At 57.8% G+C, this 17,562-nt stretch carries 16 protein-coding genes, 3 tRNA genes and 1 pseudogene; 19 read left to right on the forward strand and 1 reads right to left on the reverse strand.

Annotated elements, in window-relative coordinates:
• The first annotated feature begins 2 nt into the window (after positions 1-2).
• Both greA and FEE99_RS08385 read left to right on the forward strand, forming a co-directional pair.
• Complete coding sequence (gene greA, locus FEE99_RS08380) at positions 3-479, forward strand: transcription elongation factor GreA (protein ID WP_038861135.1); 477 nt, start codon at positions 3-5, stop codon at positions 477-479.
• A 28-nt stretch (positions 480-507) separates the two neighbouring features.
• On the forward strand, positions 508-912 hold the full coding sequence (locus FEE99_RS08385; protein ID WP_041477929.1) for a hypothetical protein: 405 nt from the start codon (positions 508-510) through the stop codon (positions 910-912).
• Positions 913-921: 9 nt separating this feature from the next.
• Here FEE99_RS08385 and FEE99_RS08390 read toward each other — a convergent pair whose 3' ends face one another.
• A complete protein-coding gene (locus FEE99_RS08390; RefSeq protein WP_003221534.1) occupies positions 922-1,230 on the reverse strand; it encodes a YhbY family RNA-binding protein in 309 nt (102 codons plus the stop codon).
• A 101-nt stretch (positions 1,231-1,331) separates the two neighbouring features.
• On the opposite strand from FEE99_RS08390, the gene rlmE reads away from it, so the two are divergent.
• The 17 genes and pseudogenes from rlmE to FEE99_RS08475 all read left to right on the forward strand — a co-directional run bounded on the left by rlmE (position 1,332) and on the right by FEE99_RS08475 (position 17,425).
• Positions 1,332-1,961 (forward strand): 23S rRNA (uridine(2552)-2'-O)-methyltransferase RlmE, encoded by a 630-nt coding sequence (rlmE, locus tag FEE99_RS08395; RefSeq protein WP_016771760.1) that lies wholly within the window; start codon positions 1,332-1,334, stop codon positions 1,959-1,961.
• 202 nt (positions 1,962-2,163) lie between these two features.
• A complete protein-coding gene (gene ftsH, locus FEE99_RS08400; protein WP_016771759.1) occupies positions 2,164-4,071 on the forward strand; it encodes an ATP-dependent zinc metalloprotease FtsH in 1,908 nt (635 codons plus the stop codon).
• A gap of 8 nt (positions 4,072-4,079) precedes the next feature.
• Entirely contained in the window at positions 4,080-4,931 is an 852-nt protein-coding gene (gene folP, locus FEE99_RS08405) for a dihydropteroate synthase (RefSeq protein WP_041477930.1), read from the forward strand.
• Between the two features lie 16 nt (positions 4,932-4,947).
• Positions 4,948-6,285 (forward strand): phosphoglucosamine mutase, encoded by a 1,338-nt coding sequence (gene glmM / locus FEE99_RS08410; protein WP_041477931.1) that lies wholly within the window; start codon positions 4,948-4,950, stop codon positions 6,283-6,285.
• A 65-nt stretch (positions 6,286-6,350) separates the two neighbouring features.
• Positions 6,351-7,106 (forward strand): triose-phosphate isomerase, encoded by a 756-nt coding sequence (gene tpiA, locus FEE99_RS08415; RefSeq protein ID WP_041477932.1) that lies wholly within the window; start codon positions 6,351-6,353, stop codon positions 7,104-7,106.
• Between the two features lie 4 nt (positions 7,107-7,110).
• Positions 7,111-7,494, forward strand: a complete 384-nt coding sequence (gene secG, locus FEE99_RS08420; RefSeq protein ID WP_016771756.1) for a preprotein translocase subunit SecG — start codon at positions 7,111-7,113, stop codon at positions 7,492-7,494.
• A gap of 22 nt (positions 7,495-7,516) precedes the next feature.
• Positions 7,517-7,602: transfer RNA gene (locus FEE99_RS08425), tRNA-Leu, on the forward strand.
• Positions 7,603-7,699: 97 nt separating this feature from the next.
• Positions 7,700-7,776 (forward strand) — tRNA-Met (locus FEE99_RS08430).
• A 139-nt stretch (positions 7,777-7,915) separates the two neighbouring features.
• Complete coding sequence (gene rimP / locus FEE99_RS08435; RefSeq protein WP_007973115.1) at positions 7,916-8,374, forward strand: ribosome maturation factor RimP; 459 nt, start codon at positions 7,916-7,918, stop codon at positions 8,372-8,374.
• Positions 8,375-8,421: 47 nt separating this feature from the next.
• The gene (gene nusA / locus FEE99_RS08440; RefSeq protein ID WP_024011569.1) at positions 8,422-9,903 is read left to right on the forward strand and encodes a transcription termination factor NusA; all 1,482 of its coding nucleotides are present in this window, start codon (positions 8,422-8,424) and stop codon (positions 9,901-9,903) included.
• A 27-nt stretch (positions 9,904-9,930) separates the two neighbouring features.
• A complete protein-coding gene (gene infB, locus FEE99_RS08445) occupies positions 9,931-12,456 on the forward strand; it encodes a translation initiation factor IF-2 (RefSeq protein WP_041477933.1) in 2,526 nt (841 codons plus the stop codon).
• Between the two features lie 159 nt (positions 12,457-12,615).
• Positions 12,616-13,017: a 30S ribosome-binding factor RbfA gene (rbfA, locus tag FEE99_RS08450; protein ID WP_016771753.1), complete on the forward strand. Its 402-nt coding sequence runs from the start codon at positions 12,616-12,618 to the stop codon at positions 13,015-13,017.
• A 4-nt stretch (positions 13,018-13,021) separates the two neighbouring features.
• The gene (gene truB, locus FEE99_RS08455) at positions 13,022-13,939 is read left to right on the forward strand and encodes a tRNA pseudouridine(55) synthase TruB (protein ID WP_024011571.1); all 918 of its coding nucleotides are present in this window, start codon (positions 13,022-13,024) and stop codon (positions 13,937-13,939) included.
• Between the two features lie 143 nt (positions 13,940-14,082).
• Positions 14,083-14,352, forward strand: coding sequence for a 30S ribosomal protein S15 (gene rpsO, locus FEE99_RS08460; protein WP_016771751.1), 270 nt, complete (start codon positions 14,083-14,085; stop codon positions 14,350-14,352).
• 204 nt (positions 14,353-14,556) lie between these two features.
• Positions 14,557-16,663: pseudogene (gene pnp, locus FEE99_RS08465) on the forward strand (polyribonucleotide nucleotidyltransferase).
• A 157-nt stretch (positions 16,664-16,820) separates the two neighbouring features.
• Positions 16,821-16,896, forward strand: a tRNA-Thr gene (locus FEE99_RS08470).
• 229 nt (positions 16,897-17,125) lie between these two features.
• Positions 17,126-17,425, forward strand: coding sequence for a DUF6388 family protein (locus tag FEE99_RS08475; RefSeq protein ID WP_041477935.1), 300 nt, complete (start codon positions 17,126-17,128; stop codon positions 17,423-17,425).
• The last annotated feature ends 137 nt before the right edge of the window (positions 17,426-17,562 follow it).

Raw genomic sequence — 17,562 nt, forward strand, 5'->3', positions numbered from 1 at the left:
GCATAACCAAGTACCCAATGACTGTTCAGGGCGCTCGCGCCCTGGAAGAGGAGCATGCTCACCTGACCAAGGTCGTCCGTCCGAAGCTCAGCCAGGACATCGGTACGGCCCGCGAGTTGGGTGACTTGAAGGAAAACGCTGAATACCATGCTGCCCGCGAACAGCAGGGCATGGTCGAAGCGCGTATTCGTGATATCGAGGGCCGGATTCAGAATCAGGTCATCATCGACGTCACGACCATTCCTCACACCGGTAAAGTGATTTTCGGTACCACCGTCGAGATCGCCAACGTCGAGACTGATGAAAGCGTCACTTACCACATCGTGGGTGAGGATGAGGCTGACTTCAAACTCGGCAAGATCTCCGTCGGTTCGCCGCTGGCCCGCGCCTTGATTGGCAAGGAAGAGGGTGACGTTGTCGCCGTCAAAACGCCAAGCGGCGTGATCGAGTACGAGATTGTTGAAGTTCGTCACATCTGAAAGAAGGCGCCCGCTGCATGCGGGCGCCATGCTTTGGCAACTGACCCAGATGCTTTGGGTCGGTGGCCTATGGTTGATTCATATCGGTTTGCAGCCGGCGCTGGGCCGGATCGGTCTGGCGCCGCTGTTGATCGACGAAGTGGCCAGTGCTTTCGAAGTGCTGGTGGTGGGATTCGCCGCTCTGTGCGTGATCTTTCAGGCTTTGGTGCTGGTACAGGCCGAGGGCCTTGCCAGTCTATGGCGGGATTTTCGCGGGCAGGTGTTGTTGATGGCGTTGTACGCGTGCGCGATGTATGTCGCCGTGCGTGTCGGCTGGCCGGATGCGCAGCGCTGGCAGGTATTCAGTTATCTGGTGCTGGGATTTTCCGGGCTGGTGCTGGTCATGCAGCCGGTGCCGGGATGGGGTGGCAGGGTGCGCGAAGCACACCCTTGACCCTGCGCATCACTTGAAGCGATGAACGTTCGACAGCTGCTTGTTGACGCTGAAGTTCTTGCGGTAGACCAGAGCCATCTTGCCGATGACCTGAACCAGGTCCGCTTTGCCGACCTTGCACAGCTCGGCGATGTGCGCCAGGCGCGACTCGCGATCAAGAATGTTGAGTTTGATCTTGATCAGCTCGTGATCCGCCAGGGCGCGTTCAAGCTCGGCTAAGACACCTTCAGTCAAACCGTTGTCCGCCACCGTCAACACTGGTTTGAGGTGGTGGCCGATGGATTTGTACTGTTTCTTCTGCTCTGGAGTGAGCGGCATAATCTGACCCTTTCGTCTGGATTCTGTAAAATGGCGGCCATTTTACCCGAGGGTTCGTGGATCCGCCCAACTAATCACGACCCTAATTATCGAGGTGCCCAATGGCGCGTTCCAAGACAAGCCTTGGTTGGCTGAAAAGACATGTCAACGATCCTTATGTGAAGCAGGCGCAGAAGGATGGCTACCGCTCGCGTGCAAGTTACAAGCTTCTGGAGATCCAGGAAAAATACAAATTGATCCGCCCGGGCATGAGCGTAGTCGACCTCGGCGCGGCGCCGGGTGGCTGGTCGCAGGTGACCAGTCGGCTCATCGGTGGCCAAGGGCGTCTGATCGCTTCGGACATCCTGGAAATGGACAGCATTCCGGACGTGCATTTTATCCAGGGCGACTTCACGGAGGACTCGGTGCTCGCTGAAATCCTTGAGGCCGTGGGTAATTCGCAGGTGGACCTTGTGATTTCCGATATGGCCCCCAATATGAGTGGTACGCCCGAAGTGGATATGCCCAAGGCCATGTTCCTGTGTGAGCTGGCGCTGGACCTGGCGGAACGGATCCTCAAGCCCGGTGGCAACTTCGTCATCAAGATTTTCCAGGGCGAGGGCTTCGACGTTTATCTGAAGGATGCTCGGAAGAAATTCGACAAGATCCAGATGATCAAGCCAGACTCTTCCCGTGGCAGCTCCCGTGAGCAGTACATGCTGGCCTGGGGTTATCGCGGTGGTGATGCGTAAAACGAGGTTTTTCGGCAGGGCGATAGGTTTTTCATATTTCGCTCTGCGGGCATAAGCGAATATTGTGTAGAAAGTGTTTCACAAAGGGTTACAGACGGCGCCTGCCAGAGTTGTAGGTAATGTAGTAAGTTAGGCCGGTGAATATCATGCGAAGCGCGCGCCAGTAGCGGAGCTTGCTTCAGAGGGTAGTTAATTGAACGATATGGCAAAGAATCTGATCCTGTGGTTGATCATCGCGGCAGTCCTGGTGACGGTGATGAACAACTTCTCCAGCCCTAACGAGCCGCAGACCCTCAACTATTCCGACTTCATCCAGCAGGTCAAGGATGGCAAGGTCGAGCGCGTAGCCGTTGACGGCTATGTGATTACCGGCAAGCGTACCGATGGCGACAGCTTCAAGACCATTCGTCCGGCAATTCAGGACAATGGCCTGATCGGCGATCTGGTCGACAATCACGTTGTGGTTGAAGGCAAGCAGCCTGAACAGCAAAGCATCTGGACCCAGCTTCTGGTAGCCAGCTTCCCGATCCTGGTGATCATCGCGGTGTTCATGTTCTTCATGCGCCAGATGCAGGGCGGTGCCGGTGGCAAGGGCGGGCCGATGAGCTTCGGCAAGAGCAAGGCACGCCTGCTCTCCGAAGATCAGGTGAAAACGACTTTGGCTGACGTTGCCGGTTGCGACGAAGCCAAGGAAGAAGTCGGCGAGCTGGTTGAGTTCCTGCGCGATCCGGGCAAATTCCAGCGTCTGGGCGGTCGTATTCCGCGCGGCGTATTGATGGTCGGCCCACCGGGTACCGGTAAAACCTTGCTGGCCAAGGCAATTGCCGGCGAAGCGAAAGTGCCGTTCTTCACCATTTCCGGTTCCGACTTTGTCGAAATGTTCGTCGGTGTCGGCGCCAGCCGCGTCCGTGACATGTTCGAGCAGGCCAAGAAACATGCACCTTGCATCATCTTCATCGACGAAATCGATGCCGTAGGTCGCCATCGTGGCGCCGGCATGGGTGGCGGTCACGACGAACGTGAGCAGACTCTCAACCAGTTGCTGGTGGAGATGGACGGCTTCGAAATGAATGACGGCATCATCGTGATTGCTGCGACCAACCGTCCGGACGTACTCGACCCTGCGCTGCTGCGTCCGGGCCGTTTCGACCGTCAGGTGGTGGTTGGCTTGCCAGACATTCGCGGTCGCGAGCAGATTCTGAAAGTGCACATGCGCAAAGTGCCAATGGGCGACGACGTTGCTCCGGCAGTGATCGCGCGTGGTACTCCGGGCTTCTCGGGTGCTGACCTGGCCAACCTGGTCAACGAAGCGTCGCTGTTCGCTGCCCGTAGCGGCAAGCGTATCGTCGAGATGAAAGAGTTCGAACTGGCGAAAGACAAGATCATGATGGGCGCCGAGCGCAAATCCATGGTCATGTCCGAGAAAGAAAAGCAGAACACGGCCTACCACGAAGCTGGCCATGCCATTGTCGGTCGCGTTGTTCCTGAGCATGATCCGGTCTACAAGGTGTCTATCATTCCGCGCGGTCGTGCGCTGGGTGTGACCATGTTCCTGCCGGAAGAAGATCGCTACAGCCTGTCCAAACGTGCGCTGATCAGCCAGATCTGCTCGTTGTATGGTGGCCGTATCGCTGAAGAAATGACCCTGGGCTTCGATGGTGTGACTACCGGGGCCTCCAACGACATCATGCGTGCAAGTCAGATTGCCCGGAACATGGTGACGAAATGGGGTCTGTCGGAAAAACTCGGTCCGCTGATGTACGCCGAAGAAGAAGGTGAAGTGTTCCTCGGTCGCGGCGGTGGTGGTCAGGCTGCCAGCTTCTCCGGTGAGACAGCCAAGCTGATCGACTCCGAAGTGCGCAGCATCATCGATCAGTGCTACGGCACCGCCAAGCAGATCCTCACGGATAACCGTGACAAACTGGATGCCATGGCTGATGCGCTGATGAAGTACGAAACCATCGATGCCGAGCAGATTGACGACATCATGGCCGGCCGCACACCTCGCGAACCTCGCGACTGGTCGGGTGGCACCGGTACGCCTCCGCCGCCTGTCGTGCAGGATGAGCGTCCGGAAAAACCGATTGGCGGTCCGGCTGCTGACGTTTAAGGCTTGAAATGACTTCTGTACGGTCCCTGACCCGGTTGCCTTGCGGCAACCGGGTTCTTGATTTGGCCCAGACGCATGTCATGGGCATTCTCAATGTCACTCCTGATTCCTTTTCCGACGGCGGCCGCTACAGCCAGCTCGATGCGGCTTTGCGCCATGCCGAAGCCATGGTGCTGGCTGGCGCGACGCTGATTGATGTCGGCGGCGAATCGACCCGGCCAGGCGCGCGAGCGGTTTCTCCTCTGGAGGAGCTCGAGCGCGTCGCGCCGATTGTCGAGCTGATCAATCGCGAGTTGGATGTCATCATCTCGGTCGATACTTCCACCCCGGCAGTCATGCGCGAAACCGCACGGCTCGGTGCCGGCCTGATCAACGATGTGCGTTCGTTGCGTCGCGATGGCGCGCTGGATGCGGCGGCGGCTACCGGATTGCCGGTCTGCCTCATGCACATGCTCGGCGAACCGGGCGATATGCAGGATAATCCGCAGTATCAGGATGTTACTCGCGAGGTCGCTGAGTTTCTCGCCGAGCGCATGGAGCAGTGCGCGCAGGCGGGTATTCCCGCCGAGCGGATCATTCTTGATCCCGGCTTCGGCTTCGCCAAGACCTTGCAGCACAATCTAAGCTTGTTCAAACACATGGAGGCTCTGCATGCGCTGGGACGGCCATTGCTGGTAGGTGTTTCGCGCAAGAGTATGATTGGCCACGCGTTGAACCGTCCTGTGGGCGAGCGCCTGCACGGCGGACTGGCGCTGGCGGCGCTGGCGTCAGTTAAAGGCGCACGTATATTGCGCGTCCACGATGTGGCGGAAACCGTCGATGTTGTGCGAATGATCGCGGCCGTTGAATCAGCCGAATAAGAATGATGGAGCACTTATGAGCAAGAAATATTTTGGTACCGACGGCATTCGCGGTCGTGTTGGTGAATACCCGATCACGCCTGACTTCATGCTCAAGCTCGGCTGGGCGGCTGGCATGGCTTTCCGCAAGATGGGGGCCTGCAAGGTGCTGGTCGGCAAGGACACGCGGATCTCCGGTTATATGTTCGAATCGGCACTCGAGGCCGGGCTGACCTCGGCGGGCGCCGATGTGATGCTGCTCGGCCCGATGCCGACGCCTGCCATCGCTTATCTGTCGCGTACGTTCCAGGCTGAAGCCGGTATCGTGATAAGTGCCTCGCACAACCCGCATGATGACAACGGCATCAAGTTCTTCTCCGGTAAAGGCACCAAGCTGCCGGATGAGTTGGAGTTGATGATCGAAGAGTTGCTCGATACGCCAATGACCGTCGTCGAGTCGAGCAAGATCGGCAAGGTGTCGCGAATCAATGACGCATCGGGTCGCTACATCGAGTTCTGCAAAAGCAGCGTTCCTACTGGCTCCAATTTCGCCGGCCTGAAGATCGTCATCGACTGCGCGCATGGTGCGACTTACAAGGTTGCACCGAGCGTCTTCCGTGAGCTGGGTGCCGAAGTTGTCGTGCTATCTGCCCAGCCGAATGGGTTGAACATCAACGATAACTGCGGTTCCACGCATATGGGGCCGTTGCAGGCCGCCGTTCTGGCTGAGCATGCGGACCTGGGTATCGCCTTCGACGGTGATGGTGATCGGGTACTGATGGTCGATCACACCGGCGCCATTGTTGATGGTGACGACCTGCTGTTTATCATTGCCCGCGATCTGCATGAGCGTGGCAAGTTGCAGGGTGGCGTCGTCGGTACGTTGATGAGCAATCTTGGTCTCGAACTGGCCCTTGCGGATCTGTCGATCCCGTTCGTTCGCGCCAATGTCGGTGACCGCTACGTGATTGCCGAACTGCAAGAGCGCAACTGGCTCGTTGGTGGGGAAAACTCCGGGCATGTGGTCTGCTTCAATCACACCACCACGGGCGATGCGATCATCGCGGCCTTGCAAGTGTTGATGGCTCTGAAATCCCGCAACGAAGGCTTGGCACAAACCCGGCAGGCGTTGCGCAAGTGCCCTCAGGTGCTGATCAACGTTCGCTTTGGCGGCGGTGAAAGCCCCCTGGAGCATCCGGCTGTCAAGGAAGCCAGTGCCCGTGTAACTCAGGCGATGGCGGGGCGCGGTCGCGTGCTTCTGCGCAAGTCCGGCACAGAGCCTTTGGTGCGCGTAATGGTCGAAGGCGAGGACGAAAACCAGGTTCGCGGCTATGCCGAAGAGCTGGCAAAACTGGTAACCGAAGTTTCTGCCTGATACGGCTTGCAAGCCATGATTGTGTTGGGTAACATCTGCGCCCACTTTGACCGACGAGGTACAGCATGCGTCGCCCTATGGTAGCTGGTAACTGGAAGATGCACGGTACCCGCGCCAGCGTCGCTGAGCTGATCAACGGCCTTCGTCATCTGGCCTTGCCTAGCGGTGTTGATGTCGCGGTGTTCCCGCCTTGCTTGTATATCAATCAAGTGATTGATGGCTTGAAAGGCAAGTCGATTTCGGTCGGCGCGCAGAATTCTGCGGTGGAAGCCATGCAAGGTGCGTTGACTGGTGAGATTGCTCCCAGCCAACTGGTGGATGCAGGTTGTTCCCTGGTGCTTGTCGGGCACTCCGAACGCCGCCAGATTCTCGGCGAGCGAGACGGGATGCTGAATCGCAAGTTCGCAGCGGCACAGGCATGTGGCTTGATTCCGGTGTTGTGTGTAGGGGAGACCCTCGAGCAGCGCGAAGCCGGAAAGACTCTTGAAGTTGTCGGGCGTCAGCTGGGCAGCATCATCGAGGAGCTGGGTGTCGGTGCCTTTGCCAAGGCAGTTATTGCTTACGAGCCGGTCTGGGCCATTGGTACCGGGCTGACTGCAACGCCGCAACAGGCTCAGGATGTGCATAAGGCCATTCGCGAGCAGTTGGCGGCAGAGAATTCTGAAGTCGCACGAGGTGTGCGGCTTCTATACGGCGGCAGCGTGAAGGCGGCCAATGCGGTCGAACTGTTCGGCATGCCGGATATCGATGGGGGGCTCATTGGTGGAGCTTCCCTGAATGCAGATGAGTTCGGTGCGATTTGTCGCGCCGCGGGAAACTGAAAAAATGCTGGAAACAGTCGTAGTCGTTTTTCATCTGCTGGGTGCATTGGGCGTAGTTGCTCTGGTTTTGCTGCAGCAGGGTAAGGGTGCGGACGCTGGCGCGTCTTTCGGAGCAGGTGCTTCAAATACTGTGTTCGGAAGCCAAGGTTCCTCTACCTTTCTTAGTAAGTTTACTGCTATACTTGCCGCCGGTTTCTTCATAACCAGCTTGGGGTTAGGTTACTTTGCTAAAGAGAAAGCTCATCAGCTGACTCAAGCAGGTCTTCCAGATCCGGCAGTGTTGGAAGTACCTAAGCAACAACCGGCTTCTGATGATGTCCCGGTGCTTCAAGAGCAAAAGTCGGCTACTCCAGCGACTGACGTGCCTCCAGCTCAAGAGCAGAAGTAAGAAGGGTTTCAAACGTAGTATTGCCGAGGTGGTGGAATTGGTAGACACGCAACCTTGAGGTGGTTGTGCCCATAGGGTGTAGGGGTTCGAGTCCCCTTCTCGGTACCAATTAGTCAGGAGAGCCCGCTGTTGCGGGCTTTCTTGCAGGTGGAAGGTTACATTGACCCTAAGAGGGATCGGTCGTATACTTCCGCCCCAGCTTTGTCGCGGGGTGGAGCAGTCTGGTAGCTCGTCGGGCTCATAACCCGAAGGTCGTCGGTTCAAATCCGGCCCCCGCAACCAGTTTCAGGAGCCCCTTTTAAGGGGCTTTTTGTTAGCTGGATACTTTCAACGCCGCTGTTCGACGGCGTTTCAAGGATGGGCGTTATGCCCATTTTTTTATTTTGCAAAGCATGCACATATCATGCACTAGGGGGTTCAGGTGTCGAGCAAGCTAGAAGAGTTGCAGGCCTTGCTGGCCCCGGTGGTCGTGGCCCTGGGCTATGAATGCTGGGGTATCGAGTTTTCGGCTCAGGGTCGTCACTCGATGTTGCGCGTTTATATCGATAAAGAGGGTGGCGTGCTGGTGGACGATTGCGCCATTGTCAGCCGTCAGATCAGCGGCGTTCTGGATGTTGAAGATCCGATCTCCGTTGAATACACCCTTGAAGTTTCCTCGCCTGGCATGGAGCGCCCGCTGTTCACTCTTGAGCAGTTTGCCAAATTTGCCGGTGAACAAGTGAAGATCAAGCTGCGCTCGCCTTTCGAAGGTCGACGCAACTTTCAGGGCCTTCTGCGCGGTGTAGAAGAGCAGGACGTCGTGGTGCAGGTAGAAGACCACGAGTTCCTGTTGCCGATCGATATGATCGACAAGGCCAACATTATTCCCAGTTTTGACTGAGACGCGGATCCCGCGGATCCAATGGCTTGCGAAAGGCGAGGCGTACGATGAGCAAAGAAGTACTGCTGGTTGTTGAGTCGGTATCCAATGAAAAGGGTGTACCGGCAAGCGTAATTTTTGAAGCGCTGGAGCTGGCTCTGGCCACTGCTACCAAAAAGCGTTTTGAAGACGAAGTGGACCTGCGTGTGGAAATCAACCGCCACACCGGTTCTTACGAAACCTTCCGTCGCTGGACGGTCGTCGAAGAGAATGATCTCGACGATCCGGCCATCGAGACCTGGCCAAGCAAGGTTGCCGAAACGCATCCTGGTGCCAAGGTCGGTGACGTCGTCGAAGAGAAAATCGAATCCATCGAGTTCGGCCGCATCGCTGCACAGACTGCCAAGCAGGTCATCGTGCAGAAAGTTCGCGAAGCCGAGCGCGCTCAAGTGGTTGACGCCTATCGCGAGCGCCTGGGAGAAATCATCTCTGGCACCGTGAAAAAAGTTACCCGCGACAACGTGATCGTCGATCTGGGCAACAATGCTGAAGCATTGCTGGCCCGTGAAGACATCATTTCTCGCGAAACCTTCCGTGTCGGCGTGCGTTTGCGTGCGCTGCTCAAGGAAATCCGCACCGAGAACCGCGGCCCGCAGCTGATCCTGTCGCGTACCGCGCCGGAAATGCTGATCGAGCTGTTCCGTATCGAAGTGCCGGAAATCGCCGAAGGCCTCATCGAGGTCATGGCTGCCTCCCGTGATCCGGGTTCGCGTGCCAAGATCGCCGTCCGTTCCAAGGACAAGCGCATCGACCCGCAAGGTGCCTGTATCGGTATGCGCGGTTCGCGCGTTCAGGCGGTATCGGGTGAGTTGGGCGGTGAGCGTGTTGATATCGTGCTGTGGGACGACAACCCGGCCCAGTTCGTGATCAACGCCATGTCCCCGGCCGAGGTTGCGGCAATTATCGTTGACGAAGATGCCCATGCCATGGACATCGCCGTTGGCGCAGACAATCTGGCTCAGGCCATCGGTCGCGGTGGTCAGAACGTGCGTCTGGCGAGCCAGTTGACTGGCTGGACCCTGAACGTGATGACCGAATCGGACATCCAGGCTAAGCAGCAAGCAGAAACCGGCGACATCCTGCGCAACTTCATCGACGAGCTGGAAGTCGACGAAGAACTGGCTCAGGTGCTGGTAGATGAAGGCTTCACCAGCCTGGAAGAGATTGCCTACGTACCGGTGGAGGAAATGCTCAACATCGACGGCTTTGACGAGGACATCGTCAACGAGCTTCGTGCTCGCGCCAAGGATCGCTTGTTGACCAAAGCCATCGCTACTGAGGAAAAGCTGGCAGACGCCCATCCGGCCGAAGACCTGCTCTCGCTTGAGGGTATGGACAAGGATTTGGCGATGGAACTGGCGGTGCGCGGCGTAATTACCCGCGAAGACCTGGCCGAGCAGTCTATTGACGACCTGCTCGACATCGACGGCATTGACGATGATCGTGCCGGCAAGTTGATCATGGCCGCCCGAGCCCACTGGTTCGAGTAATTAGGCGCGGCCTGAGGAGAGAAGTGCATGACGCAAGTCACGGTGAAACAACTGGCCGATGAGGTCAAAACACCGGTAGAGCGCCTGTTGCAGCAGATGCGTGAGGCAGGTCTGCCGCACACCGCCGCCGACGAAAATGTGACTGACAGTGAGAAGCAATCCCTGCTGACTCACTTGAAGAGCAGTCACAAGGCGAAAGTGGAAGAACCACGCAAGATCACGCTGCAGCGTAAAACCACCAGCACCCTGCGTGTGGCTGGTAGCAAGAGCATCAGCGTTGAAGTTCGCAAGAAGAAAGTTTTCGTACAGCGCAGCCCGGAAGAAATCGAAGCCGAGCGCAAGCGTGAACTGGATGAGCGTCGCGCAGTAGAAAATGCTGCCCGTCAGAAGGCTGAAGAAGAAGCCAAGCAACGCGCCGAAGAAGAAGCGCGTCGCCAGCCTGCTGCTGCGCAAACCGCTGCCAGCGACGCCGTTGCGGCACCGGCTGCTGCCGAACCTGTTCGCGAAAGCGCACCGGTGGCTGCTGCTCCTGCTCCATCGGCTGACGTTCGCAACAAGCAGAACGAACAGCGCCGTCCGGACAAGCCACGTGCCGACGATAACAACCGTCGCAGCGGCGGCGGTGATGGCGAGCGCAAAAACGCTCCGCATCGCGCATCGGTCAAAGAAAAAGCCCCGGCACCACGTGTGGCGCCACGCACTACCGACGAAGAAAGCGATGGCTTCCGTCGTGGTGGTCGCGGCAAGGCCAAGCTGAAGAAACGCAACGCCCACGGTTTCCAGAGCCCGACCGGCCCTGTCGTGCGTGATGTGCAGATCGGCGAGACCATCACGGTTGGCGATCTGGCCAATCAGATGTCGGTCAAAGCGGCTGAAATCATCAAGTTCATGTTCAAACTGGGTACCCCAGCGACCATCAACCAGGTGCTTGATCAGGAAACTGCTCAACTGGTAGCCGAAGAACTGGGCCACAAAGTGACCCTGGTCAGCGACACCGCTCTGGAAGATTCCCTGGCCGAGTCCCTGAAGTTTGAAGGTGAGTCGTTCTCCCGTGCACCAGTCGTGACCGTAATGGGCCACGTTGACCACGGTAAGACTTCCCTGCTCGACTACATCCGTCGTGCCAAGGTAGCTGCTGGCGAAGCCGGCGGTATCACCCAGCACATCGGTGCGTACCACGTTGAGACTGATCGCGGCATGGTCACTTTCCTCGACACCCCGGGTCACGCTGCGTTTACCGCAATGCGTGCCCGTGGTGCCAAGGCGACCGACATCGTGATCCTCGTGGTTGCAGCGGACGACGGCGTGATGCCGCAAACCATCGAAGCGGTTCAGCATGCGCAGGCAGCTGGCGTGCCGCTGGTGGTTGCAGTGAACAAGATCGACAAGCCGGGCGCCGATCTCGATCGCATCCGCAGCGAGCTGTCGGTTCACGGCGTGACTTCCGAAGACTGGGGTGGCGACACGCCATTCGTACCGGTTTCGGCGAAGATGGGTACTGGCGTGGACGAGCTGCTTGAAGCCGTTCTGCTGCAGGCCGAAGTTCTCGAACTGAAAGCTACTCCGTCGGCTCCTGGCCGTGGTGTGGTGGTTGAATCGCGTCTCGACAAAGGTCGCGGCCCGGTGGCAACCGTGCTCGTTCAGGACGGTACGCTGCGTCAAGGCGACATGGTTCTGGTCGGTTCGAACTACGGCCGTGTACGTGCCATGCTCGACGAGAACGGCAAGCCGATCAAGGAAGCCGGTCCTTCCATCCCTGTCGAGATCCTCGGCCTGGACGGTACCCCGGACGCTGGCGACGAGATGAGCGTGGTTGCCGACGAGAAGAAAGCCCGTGAAGTGGCTCTGTTCCGTCAAGGCAAGTTCCGCGAAGTCAAACTGGCTCGCGCTCACGCCGGCAAGCTGGAAAACATCTTCGAAAACATGGGTCAGGCCGAGAAGAAGACGCTCAACATCGTCCTCAAATCCGACGTCCGTGGTTCGCTGGAAGCGTTGAACGGTGCCTTGAATGGCCTGGGCAACGACGAAGTACAAGTGCGCGTCGTGGGTGGCGGTGTCGGTGGTATCACCGAATCCGACGCCAACCTGGCACTGGCTTCCAACGCTGTACTGTTCGGCTTCAACGTGCGTGCCGATGCCGGCGCTCGCAAGATCGTCGAGCAGGAAGGTCTGGATATGCGTTACTACAACGTGATCTACGACATCATCGAAGACGTCAAGAAAGCCCTGACCGGCATGCTCGGCAGCGATGTTCGCGAGAACATCCTGGGTGTGGCCGAAGTGCGTGACGTGTTCCGTTCGCCGAAGTTTGGCGCGATCGCCGGTTGCATGGTGATCGAAGGTGTCGTGCACCGTAACCGTCCGATCCGTGTACTGCGTGAAGACATCGTTATCTTCGAAGGCGAGCTGGAATCCCTGCGCCGCTTCAAGGATGACGCTTCCGAAGTGCGTGCCGGCATGGAATGCGGTATCGGCGTGAAGAGCTACAACGACGTCAAAGTTGGCGACAAGATCGAAGTCTTCGAGAAGGTTCAGGTTGCTCGCAGCCTCTGACTCGCGCACTTCAAGGGCCACGATGGGCCGTAGCATGCAAATGCACGGCACAGCGTCCGGACTCTAAACGCAACGCCCGGTCTGGCTTTTGTCAGGCCGGGCGTTTGCCGCTTTCAGACCTTGCGGGTTTCACCGCTGGGCAGTAACAGGTAACAAATCATGGCAAAAGAATACAGCCGTACCCAACGTATCGGCGATCAGATGCAGCGCGAGCTGGCGCAACTGATCCGTCGCGAAGTCAAAGACCCGCGCGTCGGCCTGGTCACCATCACCGCTGTGGAAGTGTCCCGTGACGTCGGTCACGCGAAGATTTTCATCACCGTGATGGGGCAGGACAACGCTGAAGACATCGCGCAAAGCATCAAGGTGCTCAATGCCGCCGCAGGCTTCCTGCGCATGCAATTGGCCCGCGAAATGAAGCTGCGCAGCGTGCCGCAACTGCACTTCCACTACGACGAATCCGTCGTGCGTGGCGCGCACCTGTCGGCGCTGATTGAGCGCGCCGTCGCTGAAGACAATCAGCACGTTGCCGCTCCAGCACCTGAAGACACCAAGGAGTAATTCGGTGGCTCAGGTCAAACGTATCCGTCGTAACGTCAGCGGTATCATCCTGCTCGACAAGCCATTGGGGTTCACCTCCAACGCTGCCTTGCAGAAGGTGCGCTGGCTGCTCAATGCCGAAAAGGCCGGGCACACCGGCAGCCTCGACCCTTTGGCCACCGGTGTGTTGCCGCTGTGCTTCGGCGAGGCGACCAAGTTCTCGCAATACCTGCTCGATTCCGACAAGGGCTATGAGACTCTGGCGCAACTGGGCAAGACCACCACCACGGCCGATGCCGAAGGTGAGGTTTTGCAGGAGCGTCCGGTGACCGTTGGTCGCGCCGATGTCGAAGCGGTTCTGCCGAAATTTCGCGGGCAAATCAGTCAGATACCGCCAATGTACTCGGCACTCAAGCGTGATGGCCAGCCGCTGTACAAACTGGCACGTGCAGGCGAAGTAGTGGAGCGCGAACCGCGTTCTGTTACTATTGCGCGCTTGGAATTGCTGGCCTTCGAAGGCGATACTGCGCGGCTTGCGGTGGACTGCAGCAAGGGCACCTATATTCGGACCCTGGTGGAGGATATCGGTGAGCAACTCGGTTGTGGTGCGTACGTCGCAGAATTGCGTCGGACCCAGGCCGGGCCTTTTACCCTGGCGCAGACCGTGACCCTCGAAGAGCTGGAAGCGGTACATGCCGAAGGCGGCAACGAAGCGGTCGATCGCTTCCTGATGCCATCGGACAGCGGCCTGCAGGATTGGCCGCTGCTGCATTTCTCGGAAGCGAGTGCGTTCTACTGGCTCAACGGCCAGCCGGTACGTGCCCCGGATGCACCGAAGTTCGGCATGGTACGAGTACAGGATCACAATGGTCGCTTTATCGGTATCGGTGAAGTGAGCGAAGACGGGCGTATCGCGCCGCGTCGCTTGATTCGGTCAGAATGACCGGAACCGGTCTGCGTTAAGCGGGCCGGCGAGTGTGGCTGTTAACAGGCATGGTCACTACTCATTTATAGATACAGGGATTTGTCCCTGGCCTGTTGAAGCTGTTTCCCTGAAACAGTTTCCTGATAAGGAAGGATTGCCTCATGGCTCTCGACGTTCAAGAAAAAGCTCAAATCGTTGCTGACTACCAGCAAGCTGTTGGTGACACTGGTTCGCCAGAAGTGCAGGTTGCACTGCTGACCGCCAACATCAACAAACTGCAAGGTCACTTCAAGGCCAACGGTAAAGATCACCACTCCCGTCGTGGTCTGATCCGCATGGTTAACCAGCGTCGCAAGCTGCTGGACTACCTGAAAGGCAAGGACGTAAGCCGGTACGCCGCGCTGATCGCTCGCCTGGGTCTGCGTCGCTAATCAGCGATTGCGCTATGAGGTTGGTGGTCTGTCGGGCGTCAGCGGTTTTCCGCTGGCGTCTTGCAGGCTCCCAGCCTCAAGTTTTATCTGCAGCATGGCTTTACCTGTAGCACCCGGACAATTGCCATCGGGCCGATTCCCGAGATTGCCCAAGAATTCGCAAGAAACCGTTTCCCCCAAGAGCCACAAAGAAGGTAGGACACCGTGAACCCGGTAATCAAAAAATTCCAGTTCGGTCAATCGAGCGTTACCCTCGAGACAGGCCGTATCGCCCGTCAGGCCTCCGGCGCAGTATTGGTCACCGTTGACGACGACGTCAGCGTGTTGGTGACTGTTGTCGGTGCAAAGCAAGCCGATCCGGGCAAGGGTTTCTTCCCTCTGTCCGTGCACTACCAGGAAAAGACTTACGCTGCCGGTAAGATCCCTGGCGGTTTCTTCAAGCGTGAAGGCCGTCCTTCCGAGAAAGAAACCCTGACTTCCCGACTGATCGACCGTCCGATCCGTCCGCTGTTCCCAGAAGGCTTCATGAACGAAGTGCAGGTTGTCTGCACCGTCGTTTCCACCAGCAAGAAGACCGATCCGGACATCGCTGCGATGATCGGTACCTCGGCTGCCCTGGCCATTTCCGGCATTCCATTCGACGGCCCGATCGGCGCCGCTCGCGTGGCTTTCCACGAAAGCACCGGCTACCTGCTGAACCCGACTTACGAGCAGCAGGCCGCTTCGAGCCTGGACATGGTCGTTGCCGGTACTTCCGACGCCGTGCTGATGGTTGAATCGGAAGCCAAAGAGCTGACCGAAGACCAGATGCTAGGCGCGGTACTGTTCGCTCACGACGAATTCCAGGTTGTGATCAACGCTGTTAAAGAACTGGCTGCCGAAGCTGCCAAGCCAACCTGGAACTGGGCTCCTGCGCCAGAAGCCACCGAACTGCTGGGCGCTATCCGTGCCGAGTTCGGCGAAGCGATCTCCCAGGCTTACACCATCACCATCAAGGCCGACCGTTACGCTCGCCTGGGTGAGCTGAAGGACCAAGTGGTCGCCAAGCTGTCCGGTGAAGAAGGCCAGCCAAGCGCTGCTGAAGTCAAAGCTGGCCTTCGGCGAAATCGAATACCGCACCGTTCGCGAAAACATCGTTAACGGCAAGCCACGTATCGACGGTCGCGACACCAAGACTGTACGTCCGCTGAACATCGAAGTCGGCGTCCTGCCAAAGACTCACGGTTCGGCTCTGTTCACCCGTGGCGAGACCCAGGCACTGGTTGTTGCAACACTGGGCACCGCCCGTGATGCGCAACTGCTGGACACCCTGGAAGGCGAAAAGAAAGACCCGTTCATGCTGCACTACAACTTCCCGCCGTTCTCGGTAGGCGAGTGTGGTCGCATGGGTGGCGCCGGTCGTCGCGAAATCGGTCACGGCCGTCTGGCCCGTCGTTCGGTTTCGGCCATGCTGCCAGCCGCTGACGTGTTCCCGTACACCATCCGCGTGGTATCGGAAATCACCGAATCCAACGGTTCGAGCTCGATGGCTTCCGTGTGCGGTGCTTCCCTGGCACTGATGGACGCTGGTGTACCGATGAAGGCACCGGTAGCCGGTATCGCCATGGGTCTGGTTAAAGAAGGCGAGAAGTTCGCCGTCCTGACCGACATCCTCGGCGACGAAGATCACCTGGGCGACATGGACTTCAAGGTAGCCGGTACCGCCAAAGGCGTTACTGCGCTGCAGATGGACATCAAGATCAAGGGCATCACCGAAGAGATCATGGAAATCGCTCTGGGCCAGGCCCTTGAAGCGCGCCTGAACATCCTCGGCCAGATGAACCAGATCATTGGCCAGTCGCGTACCGAACTGTCGGCCAACGCTCCGACCATGATCGCGATGAAGATCGACACCGACAAGATCCGTGACGTTATCGGTAAAGGTGGCGCGACCATCCGTGCGATCTGCGAAGAAACCAAGGCTTCGATCGACATCGAAGACGATGGCTCGATCAAGATCTTCGGCGAAACCAAGGATGCCGCAGAAGCAGCGCGTCAGCGCGTTCTGAGCATCACGGCAGAAGCCGAGATCGGCAAGATCTACGTCGGCAAGGTTGAGCGCATCGTCGACTTCGGCGCATTCGTCAACATCCTGCCGGGCAAGGACGGTCTGGTGCACATCTCGATGCTGAGCGACGCTCGCGTTGAGAAAGTGACCGACATCCTGAAAGAAGGCCAGGAAGTGGAAGTGCTGGTATTGGACGTGGACAACCGCGGCCGTATCAAGCTGTCCATCAAAGACGTGGCAGCTGCCAAGGCTTCGGGCGTTTAATCACCCCAACGCTTTAGCGCAATGAAGATGCCCCCGCCGTGCAAACGGCGGGGGCATTTTTTTATCTGAAATAAAGAAATTGTGGTTCTCAAAAGAAAACCATCAGACAACCCACAAATTTGCCGCAGCTCGAGACCGGTGCTAGGTTTAGCCCACCGCCCGTGTAGCTCAGCCGGTAGAGCAGCGCACTCGTAACGCGAAGGTCGCAGGTTCGATTCCTGTCTCGGGCACCAACTCCTCAGCGCGCCACATCGATTCATGTTCCGCAGGTCAGCTTTTTGTGCAAGAGATGTAAAGAGCCGTGTAATTCGTCATGCAAACGTCCTATATTCGGTGCCTGCATGAGCATCGCTTAGCAGTTTTCAGATGATCCCGAATGGTTCCGAAGGCCGGCCAGTCCGCGTCAGAGAGATCCTTGATGATCCAGATCCATCCTCCATTCCTAAGATCAGCGAGAACCCCATGACTGAATTGACCCAAGAGCAACGCCACGAACAAGCGCTGGAAAAATACCTTCTGGATGTGCCGGACCTGAAGGATGAGATCAAGGACCTGAGTCCCGATGATCAAAAAGACCAGATCCAGTGGGCCTTCGAAGATGAAGCCGAAGCGCAGGGCTTGCAGCCGTGGGAGCTGACCCTCAAGTACACGAGCTCGCCGGAAGAGTTCGAGGCGCAGCGCCTCGTGCTGCACAAGGAAGCGGCAGAAGTATTGGGTGTCGAGTGGGAAGAGTACTGCGAGATGAACAATCTCGTCGTTTAAAAGCAGCTACAAGTTTTAAGCTGCAAGCTACAAGTAAAAGCACAATCGCTCAGCTTGCAGCTTGTAGCTTGTAGCTTGTAGCTTGCAGCTTGTAGCTTGTAGCTTGTAGCTTGTAGCTTGTAGCTTGCAGCTTGCCG

It is taken from the genome of Pseudomonas sp. ef1, assembly GCF_007293365.2.
GTDB classification, from domain to species: domain Bacteria; phylum Pseudomonadota; class Gammaproteobacteria; order Pseudomonadales; family Pseudomonadaceae; genus Aquipseudomonas; species Aquipseudomonas siliginis.